Genomic DNA, 13909 nt, shown 5'->3' with positions numbered 1-13909 from the left:
TCTTGATGGAGTGGAAGGCCAGTGGCTAGTGCATGGCCGAGCGAGTCCGCCTGGATACCTGGCTGGTGGAGCGAGGGTATTTTTCTTCGCGCCAGCAGGCGCAGCGGGCTATCTTGGCGGGAGAAGTCTTCCTCAACGGAGTACGGGCGGAAAAAGCCGGGACGTGGGTAAGCGGAGATCCTGTAGTCCACATCCAGGCCAAGTCTGCTTTTGTCTCGCGAGGAGGAGAAAAGCTCCAGGGGGCACTGCAAGCTTTTCCCATTCAAGTCCAGGGTCGCATCTGTTTGGATGCTGGCATCTCCACTGGGGGCTTCACCGATTGCCTCCTGCAACGAGGGGCGCAGCGGGTCTATGGGGTGGATGTGGGCTATGGCCAATTGGCCTGGTCTTTGCGAACTGACCCGCGGGTAATCCTTAAGGAACGAACTAACTTGCGCTATCTTCAGCCAGCCGATCTCTACGGAACCGAGGTGCCCACTCCCAACTGGCCGGATCTGGCAGTGGTGGATCTCTCCTTTATTTCCCTGACTAAGGTGTTGGATCCTCTGTGGAAGCTGTTGCGCTCGCCGCGGGAAGCCTTGCTGCTAGTCAAGCCGCAGTTTGAGGCGGGCCGAGGCCAGGTGGGCAAAAGGGGGGTAGTGCGGGATCCGGCTATCCACGCTCGCGTGCTCCAGACGGTGATGCAGGCGGCAGTGAGTCGCGGTTGGCGGGTGCAGGGCTATACGTGGTCGCCTATCACTGGCCCTGCCGGCAACATCGAGTACTGGCTATGGCTTGCTGAAGGGGAAGGGATCCCTCTCCCCGACCTCGGTGCACTTCAGCAGATGAGCGAGCGGGCAAGAGCAGCTCTATGCCCGTAGCTCCGCGCTGAGCTAAAACCCGGGGTAGACTTGACCTTGGCGGCGCTGGAACTGAAAAAAACAGGGGCAGGCTGGTAGCAGATTGCTGGTGTCAAATCCAACTTGACGGAGGGAGGGAATCGCCGCCTCAATGGGTTGCAGGATTCACCACGGGTCATTTGAAGAAGCCTAAGCGGGCTCGAGCCAATTTTGCAACAAGAGTTTACGAAAATCCAGAGCTTTTTGCCTTAGTCTGTAACTCTTAACGCTCTTCTCATAGAGGCAGTGCTAGACTTCTCTTACCCAGTTAAAGGTATTGCCTAGCTAACCTACCCTCGAGCGCTCGGTTACTGAACCTCGAGGAGAGGTTGGGTTTGTTACCTCTAGTTTTTGCCTAGCTTTGCCACTGCTTGCAGCAAGGTTAAGTCCTGTTCTTGAGTCTTTTTGAGGAGGAGTTGGAGGGACGTTGGGATGAACTATCAGACGGTCTGGATTAGGGAGGAGACGCGCAACCACCAGGGTCATTTTATCCCGCAATCGGAGTACATCCTAGTCGATGCTAACTGCAACGGCTGGGCGCTCATTTGTGCGGACAATGCCCGCTGCTACTACGTAGATCCTGAAGCCCTTCAGTTTGAGTCAGGCTGAGGCTTGCTGCTAGGCAACGGCAGGCCCTCTTTGCAGCCGTTCTTAGAGCTGGGCAAAGCGATCGGTGGCCGCCAGGAGGGCGGTGCGGATCCCGGGCTCGGTAATGGAATGGCCAGCGTCGGGGATCAGGTGAAACTCTGCCTCTGGCCAGGCCTGATGTAGCTCCCAGGCGGAAAGGGGAGGGCAGACGACGTCGTAGCGCCCCTGGACGATGACGGCTGGCAGGTGGCGCAGGCGCTCTACCCCCTTGAGGAGTTGATCCTCTGTCTCCAAAAAACCGCGGTGGATGAAGTAATGGCACTCGAGGCGGGCGAGGGCCTCAGCAAAGCTCTCCTGGCCAAAGCGCTCGATGAGTTCAGGGCTAGGGATAAGCTTGCTGGTGCTGGCCTCCCAGATGGCCCAGGCACGGGCTGCCTTCAGGCGCACCTGCGGATTGGGGTCGTTAAGGCGGCGGTAGTAGGCTGCCAGCAGGTCACCCCGTTCCTCGGGGGGAATGGGCTCGAGGTAGTGTTGCCAGGCATCGGGGAAAAGGTAGCTGGCCCCCTCCTGGTAAAACCAGCGGATCTCGAAGGAGCGCAGCAGGAAAATACCGCGCAGGATAAAGCCCAGGCAGGAGTTGGGGTGGGTCTGGCCATAGGCCAAGGCGAGGGCGCTGCCCCAGCTCCCTCCGAAGACAAACCAGCGCTCAATGCCCAAGTGCTGGCGCAGCTTCTCAATATCGGCTACCAAATCCCAGGTGGTGTTCTCCCGCAGCTCGGCGTAGGGGCGGCTCCGGCCGCAGCCGCGTTGATCAAACAGCACCACCCGCCAGCGGCGGGGATCAAAGTACTGCCGGTAGAGGGGCTCGATCCCACCCCCTGGCCCCCCGTGTAAAAACACCACTGGCTTGCCCTCTGGGTTGCCGCACTGCTCGTAGTAGAGGGTGTGCAGGGAAGAGACGGGCAGAAAGCCCTGGTCGTAGGGCTCGATGGGAGGGTAAAGCTCGCGCTGCATAGGCGGGATACTTCTTGCTAGGGTCTGCGCAGGGCAATGGTGGCCTTGGGCGGGATCCCTTCCAGAAAGGTCTCGCCGTCAGCAGCCACAATGGCAAACTGCAGCTCCTGCCCTGGCTGGGCGCCCAAATTGCTCCAGGGAATGGCCACCTCCAGGGAGGTATCTACCACGGCCTTGACCTGATGGCTGAGGGAGTGCCAGGTGTGGTACTCCCCTGCTTGGAGAAGTTGAGCCTCTACCTCCGCCGGGCGTTGACTGGGGGGCGGCAGCGACAGCCTCAACAAGTGGCGGTAGAGGTAGTTAAGAGGGGCTTCGGCGGGCAGTCCCTGCAGGGGGATGGGGCTGTTAAGGGTAATGCAGTTGGGATAAAACCAGAGCACCAGCAATTGCTTGGGCCGCTGCACCACCGAGTTAAAATCCAGCCGCAGATAGAGGTGGAAGTGATCGAAGCCATACCAGAGGCGGCGGACGGCGCTGTTGCGGTGCATGGTACCCCTGGCGGCGCTAATCTCCACCCGCCCGGCCTGGCTCCACTCCCGTTCGCTGGGACGGCCGTTGATGGCGGGATGGATAAACCCCTGCGGCAGCCGATCCCCTAGGCCGTCGTGATCCTCGAGGGGAAACTGCAGCACCGCCGGCACCGCCTCCCCCAGGGCGACGTAGATTGCCTGCAGGTGTTCCCGAAACAGCTGGTCGAAAACGGCGTCGTGGGCGGAAGAATGCCCTGCCCCAAACCACCAGAACCAATCGGATCCCTCGGCGGCCCACAGAGCTTCCCAGGCTTGGGGGTTGGCGCGGGGGTGATCTTGAATCACCTGACGGGCCTGGGCTAAGAGCTCCCAGGCGCGGTTTTTGACGGGATCCCCAATCCAGGTGGTCAAGTCGGCCTCAATCCAGGAGCCGCTGTGCAGTTGTTCTGCGGGCAGAAACTCGGTGGGGGGAAACTGCTCCAAAAACTCCGAGACCGTCACTAGGCGCAGCGCGGGGTGCTGGCTGAGGCGGGCGTAGAGGTTTTCCAAGAAGGGCCGGCCATCTTGGGGGTAGTACTCCCAGCAATTTTCCCCATCCAGAGCAATGGTGACCAGCCAAGGCTGTTCGGGAGGCAGGCGGTTGCGGATGTTCTCCAAGTGTCCGATGAGATCCTTGGCGGCAGCGTCGGCAGGCATGGCGCTGTAGCTAAAGCCAATGAGATCGGAAAGGCGGTGATCCCGAAAGACAATGGCCAGATCCCCTGCCTCGCTCTCCAGACGGTAGGGGCGGTAGAGCTTTTCCGGCTCGAGGACATGGCCCTGACCGTCGCGGTGAAAGGGCTGGCCCAGGCTCCAGCCCAGCACTCCCTCGTCAGAGATGATCCACTCAAAGCCCTGCTTGCGCACGATAGGCACGATAGCGGGGCTGACCGCCTGTTCGGAAGGCCACAACCCCCGCGGCTCGCGGCCAAAGCGCTCCCGGTAGATCTGCTTGGCCCGCTCCAGCTGGCTGTGGACATCCTGCTCCCAGTGGAAGGGGTAGCGGGGCAGGGGCAGGCCAGGCCGAGCCACCCGCGCCGAGCGCTCGCTCACCAATAGAGGCAAGATGGGGTGGGTGTAGGGGCTGGTGGTCAGCTCCAGTTGGCCGCTACTTTGCAACTTGGCGTGCTGGGGCAGGATGGCGGCTAGGATCTGCTGCTGCTTGGCGTAGATCCGCTGCCGATCCGAAAGGGTAAAGCCAGATCCCATCTTGATCCAGCCCTCGATCTCGGGATCTTCGTGGAAGAGGGGATCAAACCAGGACAGATTGTGCCAGGCCAGGAGGTCGCTGAAGTCTTGCGGTGTCCAGTACTGTAGGCACCAGTTGATCCCCTGCGATTCCCGCTGTTCGTAGAGTTGGCGATAGCGGGGGTAGGGCTCAATCATGGTGGGGTAGTGGCTGTCGAAGAAGCGCTCGACAATAAAGCGCCGCTGCTCTAGGGTAAGCTTTTCAACGGGGGAGAGGGTCAGTTCCAAATAGGGATCGAAGGCCGAGCCGGCCACGTAGTCTTCAATTTGCACAATCAGAGAAGGCACCAGGTTAACCGTTTGGTGCAGGCGGGGATAGCGCTCCAGCAGCAAAACCAAGTCCAAGTAGTCTTTGATCCCGTGCAGGCGCACCCAGGGCAAGCGATATTTGCCTGCCAGCGGACTTTTGTAGAGGGGCTGGTGTTGGTGCCAAACCAGGGCAACATACAGCGGGTGGGTCATGGGAGGCACGGGCTCCAACCATCACCCGGATAGTAGCCCATCTGTCCAGGTCTCTAGAGAACCAACTTGCCATTGGCCCAATTTCCCAAGACAATGGCGGCAGATGGAAAAGCCAGGCTATGACTGCTGCCACCAACGTTCTAGAACAGTCGATTGTCGTCTTCTCCCAAAACTATTTGCCCATCAGCCGGGTCAATATTAAGCGGGCGATTGTACTGCTGCTAACAGGCAAAGCAGAGCCGCTGAGGATGATGGATGTGCGGGTGTGGCAGGTGCGCTCCCCCAGCCGGGTCATCGAGGTGCCTGAGCACATTCGCCTCACCATCAAGGGCAAAGAGCGGCCCTGGCGGGTGCCTCCTGTTACTCGGCGCGAGGTTCTGCGGCGGGATCACTACACCTGCCAGTACTGCGGCAGCACCCATAACCTGACCCTAGACCACGTTATCCCTCTTTCCCGCGGTGGTTCCCACACCTGGGACAATGTGGTGACTGCCTGCGAGCGCTGCAACCAGCGCAAGGGCGACCGCACCCCTGAAGAGGCAGGGATGATCCTGCGCAGTAAGCCGCGAGCTCCCCTCCATCCGACCGTGGCCTTTGCAGAGCAGTTCTGGCGGCAACAGCAAACTCGGCAAGAGCAAATCTCTGGCTACAGCCCAAGCTAGAATCGGCAAATCCCGGTTGCTATCGATGAGGATCCGCGTCGGCCATGATGACCGTAATGGAGTTTTTTGCCCTCAGCGCTGGCGAGTGGATGTGTCAGCGCACCAGCCATCACCTGGCCTTTCGCCGCTCTGAAGGGGGAAGGTCGCAGCTGCAAATTGTTACCCTGGCAGCAACCGATCCGGAAGTCATTCGGGTTTGCGAACTGTTCAAGGTAGATCCACGGCGAGCTGTGGGGGCGGCGAGAGTCCAGTGGAATGGGGAGCAGGACTGGGACAACGAAGAGTACAAGGGCGAGGTGGTGCTGGTCCCAATTCCTGATCCTGACAACCCCATGCGCGGGCAACTGTTGCGGGATCAAGGCTATGCCGAGAAAGTGCCGGTGGCCGGTACCTACGTGATGGGAGCCGATGGCGCCCTCACCCTCTACACCGAGTACGAGATGACTGAGTCGGAGGAGCGCATTTGGTTTGCCAGCCCCAACCTGCGCCTGCGGACTAGCCTTGTCAAGCGCTTCGGCGGCTTTAGCATGGCTTCCTTCTGCTCTGAGGTGCGCAAACTCCCGCCCAGCCCCTCTCCCAGCCCAGCGGCGGCTTAGGCGCCAGCTTCCCCCTTTTGGGAGTTGGCTGGAAGGCTGGGGAGGAGTCCATTGGCAGGTCAACTGGTGGGGAAAGCCCGGCTATGGTGGATCTCAGCAACTTTATCCAGGGCATAGAGCAGTTGATCGAGCTGGCCCAAAAGCTGGAGGAGAAAAAGCAAAGTGGAGAACTGCGAACCGAGATCCGCATCCAGACCCGGCCTCTATCGACCTCCATCCCTCGCTCTGGTTCTATCCCCCGCCACTTCCAGACAGGGGATCCCGGCTGGAGCAGCAAGCTCCAGGGGATGGCTGCAACCTGCTTCCAGGAAGCCCCCGAGGCTAGTGGGCCAATCTCCGCTGAGCGCCCAGAGTCGAGGTCGGGGCTGCGCCTCAAGGACGTGGGGGGACTCAAGGAGCAACTCCAAGCCTTGCGGGAGCTGGTGGAGATCCCCCTCAAGCGACCCGAGCTACTGGCCAAGTTGGGGCTAGAGCCGCCGCGGGGGGTGTTGTTGGTTGGCCCCCCTGGCACTGGCAAGACCCTGACGGCCCGCGCCCTGGCCGAGAGTCTGGGGGTGAACTACATTGCCGTGGTTGGCCCGGAGCTAGTGGGCAAGTACTACGGCGAGGCGGAGGCGCGCCTGCGGCAGCTGTTTGAGAGAGCGGCTAAGTCTGCCCCTTGCCTGCTGTTTATCGACGAAATCGACGCCCTTGTGCCCAACCGCAGCACCGTTGAGGGGGAGGTGGAAAAACGCCTGGTGGCCCAGCTGCTGGGGCTAATGGACGGGTTTGTGGCCCAAAAAGGCATTGTTGTGCTAGCGGCTACCAACCGGCCCGAAGCCCTGGATCCGGCCCTGCGGCGACCGGGGCGCTTTGACCGCGAGATTGTCTTCAAGGTGCCGGGTCGGGAGGGGCGGCGGGAAATTCTCGCCATTCACACTCGCAACATGCCCCTAGCAGAGGATGTGGATTTAGATAGCCTGGCAGAGCAAACCCTGGGCTTTGTGGGGGCAGATCTGCGCGGCCTGTGCCAGGCGGCGGCCTATGCGGCCTTACGGCGCCAGGTGCCGGATCTGGAATCCCCTATCCCAGAATCCCTGAAAGTAACGGCAGCGGACTTTCAGGAAGCTCTGCAACAGGTGAAGCCGGCGGTGTTGCGCTCAGTGGAAGTTGAGTCGCCCCAGGTGAGCTGGGATCAAATTGGCGGCCTGGAGCAGGCCAAGCAGGTGCTGCAGGAGGCCATTGAGGGATCCCTGCTGCACCCAGAGCTCTACGAGCGGGCCCAGGCCCATGCGCCCAAAGGGATCCTCCTCAGCGGGCCGCCCGGCACGGGTAAAACCCTCTTGGCCAAGGCCATCGCCTCCCAGGCCAAGGCCAACTTCATTGCTGTCTCCGGCCCAGAGCTCTTGAGCAAGTGGGTGGGATCCTCCGAGCAGGCGGTGCGGGAACTCTTTGCCCGTGCCCGCCAGTGCGCTCCTTGCGTGATTTTCATCGACGAGATCGACACCCTGGCGCCAGCGCGGGGCAGTTACTCCGGAGATAGCGGCGTCAGCGACCGCGTCCTGGGGCAACTGCTGGCCGAACTGGATGGGATCCGCCCCAGCCAGGGAGTCTTGGTGGTGGCTGCTACCAACCGCAAAGCCAGTTTGGATCCCGCCCTCACCCGCGCTGGCCGGCTGGAGCTGCACCTAAGCGTGGAACTGCCGGACCGCGCCGCACGGCGGGAAATCCTGGCCGTGCACAACCGCAGGCGGCCCCTAGGGCCAGATGTGGATCTGGAGGTGTGGGCCGAGCGCACGGAAGGCTGGAGTGGGGCCGATCTTGCTCTATTGAGCAACCGCGCCGCCATCGCTGCCATCCGCCGCCACCGGGCCACCTCTGAGGAGGTGGATCCCAAGGCTCTGGTCATCCGCCAGGAAGACTTTGCCCAGGCCTTTGCCGAGCTGCAGCAGCAGCGACAGGTTAGCTAGAAAACGGGGATCCCTTGCCATTCCGGTTGCCGGTGGGCGTGGGCTGCCTCGCCGCAGGTGCGGGGAGTGGGAAAGATCTTGTCAGGGTTAGCGAGGCGCTGCGGGTCGAACACCTGCCGCACCCACTGCATGCTCTCCAAGTCTGTGGGCGTAAACATCTCCGACATGTAGCAGCGCTTGTCGGCACCGATGCCGTGCTCGCCAGAAATGCTGCCCCCCAGACGCACGCAGAGCTTGAGGATCTCGCCCCCCAATTTTTCCACCTGCTCTAGGGATCCCGGCACTGACTCGTCGTAGAGGATTAAGGGGTGCAGATTGCCGTCGCCGGCATGAAACACGTTGGCCACCGGGTAGCCGTACTCGCGGCTGAGGCGCTCGATTTCCTTCAGGACATAGGCGAGCTGGCTGCGGGGGATCACCCCATCTTGGACGTAGTAGTTGGGGCTGAGCTTGCCCATGGCGGCAAAGGCTGCCTTGCGCCCCTTCCACAGACGCGCCCGCTCTTCTGGGCTGGAGGCAACTTGCACCCGGCGCGCCCCGTTTTTTAGGCACAGGTCCTTTACCTGCTGGCTGGCTTCCTCCACCTCCAGCTCCAGGCCGTCCACCTCCACCAGCAAGATGGCCGCCGCATCCCGTGGGTAGCAGCCCGACTGCACCACATCCTCAACGGCGTTGATGCTGAAGTTGTCCATGATCTCCAGGCCGGCAGGGATGATCCCGGCGGCGATGATGTCGGAAACGGCAGCTCCTGCTGCCTCGACACTGTTAAAATCCGCCAGCAAAACCTGCACCTGGGCTGGCGCCTTGAGCAAGCGCAGGGTAATCTCGGTAGCAATCCCCAGGGTGCCCTCGGAGCCGACAAACAGGCCCACCCAGTCGTAGCCGGGCATCTCCGGGATCTTGCCCCCCCAGCGCACCACCTCCCCATCCGGCAGCACCACCGTCAGGCCGAGAATGTGATTGGCTGTTACACCGTATTTGAGGCAGTGGACGCCGCCGGAGTTTTCCGCCACATTGCCGCCGATGGAGCAAACTGACTGGCTAGAGGGATCCGGGGCATAGAAATAGCCTTGGGCAGCCACTGCCTGGGTAATCCAGGCGTTAATCACCCCCGGCTGCACCACCATGCAGCGGTTCTCCAAGTCAATTTCCAGGATTTGCTTCATCAGGGTGGTAGCGATGACGACGCTGTTTTCCACAGGCAGCGCTCCCCCCGATAGCCCAGTGCCGGATCCCCGCGCCACAAAGGGCACCCCGTAGCAGCTGCACAGCTTTACCACTTGGGCCACCTCTTCTGTTGTGCGCGGCAATACCACTAGAGCCGGCCTTTGCCGGTAGCTGGTCAGCCCGTCGCATTCGTAGACCAGCAGCTCCTCCGGCTTGCTAATCACCCGCTTGGGATCCAAAACCTTTTTCAGCTCAGCCGTCAGCTTGATCCAATCGAAAGTCAGGCCGGTTTGCAAAAGGTGAGAGGAGCGGACAACCATTTAAACTGCAGGGGGATATCGTCTCCGGAGTCTTGAGGTCCAGCTTAACCCGACAGCGCCTATGCAGCCCTCCTCCCGCAGTGCAGAAGAGATCCTCCAGCACGTGCGGCAGCTCTACGAGCTCTACCCTTTCCCACCGCAGCCCATCGGCACTGTTCCCCCGCCGGGGTGGAACTGGCGCTGGAGTTGGCCCCAGGCCTATGCCTTTTGCACGGGATCCCATCCGGGCCGGCGCAAGGTGCGCATCTTGGATGCCGGCTGCGGCTCCGGAGTAGGGACGGAGTATATCGCCCACCAGAACCCCAACGCCGAAATCTGGGCTTTTGACCTAAGTAGCCGCGCCCTTGAAATTGCCGAGGCTCGCTGTCGGGCTTCCCAGGCGCCGCCAGTGCAGTTTTGCCAGCTCAACGTTTACGACATCGACCGGCTGCCAGGGCAGTTCGACTTCATCAACTGCGTGGGCATGCTCCACCACTTGCCGGACCCGGTGGCGGGGCTGCAGGCTTTGGCGAGCAAACTAGCTCCTGGCGGGATCCTGCATTTGTTTGTCTACGGCGAGCTGGGCCGCCATGAGATTCGCCTGATGCAGAAGGCCATTCGCCTCTTGGTCACCGGCTCCGAACACCAACCTCTCGCCTCCCCCGAGCAACTGCAAAAGGGCCTCCAGGTAGGTCGCCGCCTTTTCGAGATCCTGCCAGCAAGCAACCGCATCCAGCAGCAGGAACAGGCCCGCTGGGCCCTCGAGAACGTGGACGACGAGTGCTTTGCTGACATGTACCTGCACCCGCAGGAGGTGGACTACAACATTGAGACCCTGTTTGAGCTCATTCGGGCTTCAGGGCTGCAGTTTCTGCGCTTTTCCAACCCCGAGTTCTGGCGGCTGGAACGGGTGTTGGGCCAGGACGAGGCCCTACTGGCCCAGGCGGCTCAACTGCCGGAGCTGGAGCGCTACCGCTTGATTGAGCTGCTGGACCCGGTGGTGGCCCACTACGAGCTGTTTCTTGGCAGGCCCCCCCTCCCCCGCTGGGAATGGACCAGTCCAGAAGCTGTGGCCTCAGCTGTGGCCCACCTCAGCCCCTGCCTGGGCCTGTGGCCGGGGCGGAGCATTTTCAACTACGCCTACGAGGCCATTTCCCTAAGCGAGGAGGCCTTTGCCTTCCTGCAGCAGGTAGACGGGATCCGCACCGTCCAAGCCATTCAAGAGAGCCTAGCCTCTCCCCTAAGCTGGTCGCAGCTACAGCAGTTGCTGCGCTGGCAAGTGCTGCTGTTGGAGCCGCAAGAGAACGGTTTTTGAGCGCCCTCGCCACTTAGTCGCGGAGAAAACTTGCTCCCCCAGGCCTTTCTACCCTATGCTGGAAGGCTGTGACTTTGCTCCAGCTCACTCCCATGCCCAAAATCAAAACTCGCAAGGCCGCCGCAAAACGCTTTCGCCTCACCGGCAACGGCAAGTTTATGCGCCGCCGGGCGGGGCACAACCACTTGCTCGAGCACAAAACCAGCAACCGCAAACGCAAGTTGGCTGGCGTGGCCCTGGTGAGCAAACAGGATCTGGCCAACGTGCGCCTGATGCTGCCCAACGCCCACTAGGTCCTCACCGGTTGCGGCCCAGCCAAAAGTCTTTGGGCTTGTCAATTGCAAGGTGTACTTGCCGGTATTGGGTTACTGCTATGAGAGTTAAACGCGGCAACGTTGCCCGCAAGCGTCGCAAGAAGATCCTCAAGCTGGCCAAAGGCTTCCGCGGAGCTGGCTCCAAGCTGTTCCGCACGGCTAACCAGCAGGTGATGAAAGCCCTGCGCAGCGCCTACCGGGATCGCCGCCGCAAGAAGCGGGATTTCCGCCGCCTCTGGATTGCCCGCATCAATGCGGCCACCCGCGCCCAGGGCCTGCGCTACAGCGAGTTCATCGACGGCCTCAAAAAAGCCAATATCCAGCTCAACCGCAAAATGCTGGCCCGCCTGGCTTTCCTGGATCCCGAGGCCTTTACCCAGGTGGTGGAAGCAGCCCGCCAGTCCCGCGCTTCCTAGGGGGAATGGGATCCTGGTCTCCGTTGGCCGCGGCAATCCAGAAATCTTGCTTGGCGGCCAGCTTAGCTTTGGCTTGCCTGGGAAGGGGGAGCCCTGCCGCCGCCCGCCCTTGGCCGGAGATTGTCCGTTCGGGACAGTTGCGAGTTGCAGTCAAAGACAACTTGAGGCCGCTGGGCTTTCGCGATCCCGAGGGCAGGCTGCAGGGGTTTGAGATTGAGCTAGCCCGCGAGCTGGGATCCCGGCTCCTGGGGTCAAGAGAGGCGGTGGAGCTGGTGCCGGTGGCCAACGTGGAGCGGCTGCAGGCAGTGGCCGCGGGGGAGGTGGATCTGGCCGCTGCCCAGATTGGCATCACGCCGGATCGGGCCCGCCAGGTGGAGTTTACCTCTGCCTACTATCAGGATGGCCCCAGCTTGGTGGTGGCCCGCTCCCAGAACTGGACAAGCTGGTCGGAGCTACGCGGCGCTCGCGTTGCCGTCCTGCGCGGATCTGCTGCTATTCCTCACCTCAATCGCTACCTTCCAGGGGTCGAGTTGGTGCCGGTGGATTCCTATCAGGAAGGGGCGGAGTTGCTCTTGAAAGGATCGGTGCAGGCCTGGACAGCAGACCGGTCGGTGCTGGCCGGGTGGCTGGCGGAGCACCCCCAGTTTCAGTTCTTGGGATCCCCCCTGGGGGCGGTGGGGCTGGGGATTGCCATGCCCAAAGGGCTAGAGCACGCTGAATTGCGGCTGCGGGTGCGCCGCGAGCTAGAAAACCTGCGTGCCGAGGGCTGGCTGGCAGAGCGGGCCAGAGCCTGGGGTCTGCCCTGAGCTCTTGACCTCAGTGCCAAAAGTGACGGATGCCAGTGCAGACCATGGCGATACCCGCAGCATTGGCGGCGGCAATGGAGTCGGCATCGCGGATGCTGCCTCCCGGCTGAATGATGGCGCGGATCCCAGCGCGGGCTGCCGCCTCGACACTGTCGGCAAAGGGGAAAAAGCCGTCGCTGGCCAAAACCGCTCCCGCGGCCCGTGGACCGGCCTGGCGAAGGGCAAGCTCGACGGCCCCCACCCGGTTCATCTGGCCTGCTCCAATGCCGAGGGTTTGCCCCTGGCGAGCAACGACGATGGCGTTGGATTTCACGTGTTTGCAGACTATCCAGGCAAACTCCAGATCCGCCCACTCCTCGGGGGTAGGCTGGCGCTCGGTCACCACCTGCCAGGAGGGTTGGCGAACGGATCCCTGCAGCCGGTCGGCCTCTTGCACCAGAAAGCCGCCGGCCAAGGTGCGAATGGTTTGGGCTGGCCCCACCTCAAAGTCCGGCAGAACCAAAAGCCGCAAGTTCTTTTTGGCCGCCAGTTGCTCTGCCGCTTCAGGCGTGCAGCCCGGGACGACCACGCACTCCAAAAAAGGCTCCGCCAGCCGCCGGGCGGTCTCCGCATCCAAGGTTTGGTTGAGGGCAACGATGCCCCCGAAGGCGGAAACGGGATCGGCAGCCAAAGCAGCCTCCAGGGCGGCAGCTAGGGTTGGGCGAACGGCTACCCCACAGGGGTTGTTGTGCTTGACAACCACCGCTACCGCTGGCTTAGAGCCGTTGGCAAGTCCTATGCTCAGTTCTGCCGCTAGGGCGCGGGCCGCTTCCAGATCCAGCAGGTTGTTGTAGCTTAGCTCTTTCCCCTGCAGCTGCTTGGCTCGATGCCAGCCAGGGGCAGCCGCATCCACCACATACCAGGTGGCAGCCTGGTGGGGGTTTTCCCCGTAGCGCAGGCGTTGCCACGGGATCCCTTGCAGGTGAAAAACCTGTTCAGCAGCGCCTGCAGAAGCTGGAGGTTGAGAGGGTTGGGACAGCTCTGAGCGGGCCAGATAGTTGACGATGGCGCGGTCGTAAGCTAAGACCCGCTCAAAGGCGCGGCGGGCACACTGGAAGCGAAAGGCCAGCCGTTCCGCCTCGCTGGAGGAGCTAGAGAGCAGTTGCAAATACTGAGGGTACTGGCTGGGATCCGTGAGCACCGTAACATAGGGATAATTTTTGGCCGCTGCCCGCACTAACGTCGGCCCGCCGATGTCAATCTGCTCCAAAGCCTCCTCCAGAGTCACTCCGGGTTGGGCCACCGTCTGCTCGAAGGGGTAGAAGTTGACCACCACCAGTTGGATGGGCGGGATCCCCAGCGCCTCCAAGTCTGCCCGGTCTTCGCGGCGCTCCAGGCGAGCCAAGATGCCGCCGTAGATGCGGGGGTGCAGCGTTTTCACCCGTCCCCCCAGAATCTCCGGCGCACCGGTGTGGGCCGAGATGGGGGTAACTGGGATCCCAGCTTCAGAGAGCACCTTGGCCGTACCGCCGCTGCTGAGGAGTTGAAAGCCGTGCTCCTGGACAAGCGCCTCAGCCAGGGGGATAAGGCCAGTTTTATCAGAGACACTGAGGAGGGCCAAAGGGGGGAAGGGCTGAGTAGGCATAGGTTGTCGGTAGATACGCTGGTGGCCTCTGGATTCCACGCCATAGGATAGCGCCCTTGCCA

At 61.9% G+C, this 13909-nt stretch carries 13 protein-coding genes; 9 read left to right on the top strand and 4 right to left on the bottom strand.

The window, feature by feature from the left end; all coding sequences use genetic code 11:
* The first annotated feature begins 32 nt into the window (after positions 1–32).
* Both NW806_RS09545 and NW806_RS09540 read left to right on the top strand, forming a co-directional pair.
* Entirely contained in the window at positions 33–860 is an 828-nt protein-coding gene (locus NW806_RS09545) for a TlyA family RNA methyltransferase (RefSeq protein WP_414410924.1), read from the top strand.
* Positions 861–1310: 450 nt separating this feature from the next.
* Positions 1311–1487 carry a hypothetical protein gene (locus tag NW806_RS09540; protein ID WP_414410923.1) on the top strand — a complete coding sequence of 59 codons (177 nt, stop codon included), beginning with the start codon at positions 1311–1313 and terminating at the stop codon, positions 1485–1487.
* 42 nt (positions 1488–1529) lie between these two features.
* On the opposite strand, the gene pip is transcribed toward NW806_RS09540, so the two are convergent.
* Together pip and NW806_RS09530 are read right to left on the bottom strand one after the other, a co-directional pair.
* Positions 1530–2480 (bottom strand): prolyl aminopeptidase, encoded by a 951-nt coding sequence (gene pip, locus NW806_RS09535; protein ID WP_414410922.1) that lies wholly within the window; start codon positions 2478–2480, stop codon positions 1530–1532.
* Between the two features lie 17 nt (positions 2481–2497).
* On the bottom strand, positions 2498–4699 hold the full coding sequence (locus NW806_RS09530; RefSeq protein WP_414410921.1) for a glycoside hydrolase: 2202 nt from the start codon (positions 4697–4699) through the stop codon (positions 2498–2500).
* 119 nt (positions 4700–4818) lie between these two features.
* On the opposite strand from NW806_RS09530, the gene NW806_RS09525 reads away from it, so the two are divergent.
* From NW806_RS09525 to NW806_RS09515, 3 genes are all read left to right on the top strand, one after another.
* Entirely contained in the window at positions 4819–5361 is a 543-nt protein-coding gene (locus tag NW806_RS09525) for an HNH endonuclease (protein WP_414410920.1), read from the top strand.
* Positions 5362–5408: 47 nt separating this feature from the next.
* Positions 5409–5957 (top strand): phycobiliprotein lyase, encoded by a 549-nt coding sequence (locus NW806_RS09520; RefSeq protein WP_414395120.1) that lies wholly within the window; start codon positions 5409–5411, stop codon positions 5955–5957.
* Between the two features lie 83 nt (positions 5958–6040).
* Positions 6041–7906: an AAA family ATPase gene (locus NW806_RS09515; protein WP_414410919.1), complete on the top strand. Its 1866-nt coding sequence runs from the start codon at positions 6041–6043 to the stop codon at positions 7904–7906.
* On the opposite strand, the gene glcD is transcribed toward NW806_RS09515, so the two are convergent.
* Complete coding sequence (gene glcD, locus NW806_RS09510; RefSeq protein ID WP_414410918.1) at positions 7903–9393, bottom strand: glycolate oxidase subunit GlcD; 1491 nt, start codon at positions 9391–9393, stop codon at positions 7903–7905. The two genes, NW806_RS09515 and glcD, sit on opposite strands and share 4 nt — an antisense overlap.
* Positions 9394–9454: 61 nt before the next feature.
* On the opposite strand from glcD, the gene NW806_RS09505 reads away from it, so the two are divergent.
* The 4 genes from NW806_RS09505 to NW806_RS09490 all read left to right on the top strand — a co-directional run bounded on the left by NW806_RS09505 (position 9455) and on the right by NW806_RS09490 (position 12223).
* Positions 9455–10687, top strand: coding sequence for a class I SAM-dependent methyltransferase (locus NW806_RS09505; protein WP_414410917.1), 1233 nt, complete (start codon positions 9455–9457; stop codon positions 10685–10687).
* 92 nt (positions 10688–10779) lie between these two features.
* On the top strand, positions 10780–10980 hold the full coding sequence (gene rpmI / locus NW806_RS09500; RefSeq protein ID WP_414395125.1) for a 50S ribosomal protein L35: 201 nt from the start codon (positions 10780–10782) through the stop codon (positions 10978–10980).
* An 80-nt stretch (positions 10981–11060) separates the two neighbouring features.
* On the top strand, positions 11061–11417 hold the full coding sequence (rplT, locus tag NW806_RS09495) for a 50S ribosomal protein L20 (protein WP_414404758.1): 357 nt from the start codon (positions 11061–11063) through the stop codon (positions 11415–11417).
* Positions 11418–11467: 50 nt separating this feature from the next.
* Positions 11468–12223 carry a transporter substrate-binding domain-containing protein gene (locus tag NW806_RS09490; protein ID WP_414410916.1) on the top strand — a complete coding sequence of 252 codons (756 nt, stop codon included), beginning with the start codon at positions 11468–11470 and terminating at the stop codon, positions 12221–12223.
* A gap of 10 nt (positions 12224–12233) precedes the next feature.
* Here the strand turns inward: NW806_RS09490 and purH are convergent, their stop codons facing one another.
* A complete protein-coding gene (purH, locus tag NW806_RS09485; RefSeq protein ID WP_414410943.1) occupies positions 12234–13847 on the bottom strand; it encodes a bifunctional phosphoribosylaminoimidazolecarboxamide formyltransferase/IMP cyclohydrolase in 1614 nt (537 codons plus the stop codon).
* Between the last annotated feature and the right edge of the window lie 62 nt (positions 13848–13909).

Source organism: Synechococcus sp. W65.1 (assembly GCF_047461615.1).
Lineage (GTDB): Bacteria > Cyanobacteriota > Cyanobacteriia > Thermostichales > Thermostichaceae > Thermostichus.
The sequence above is the reverse complement of the archived record's forward strand: the minus strand, read 5'-3'. Positions and strand labels throughout refer to the sequence as shown.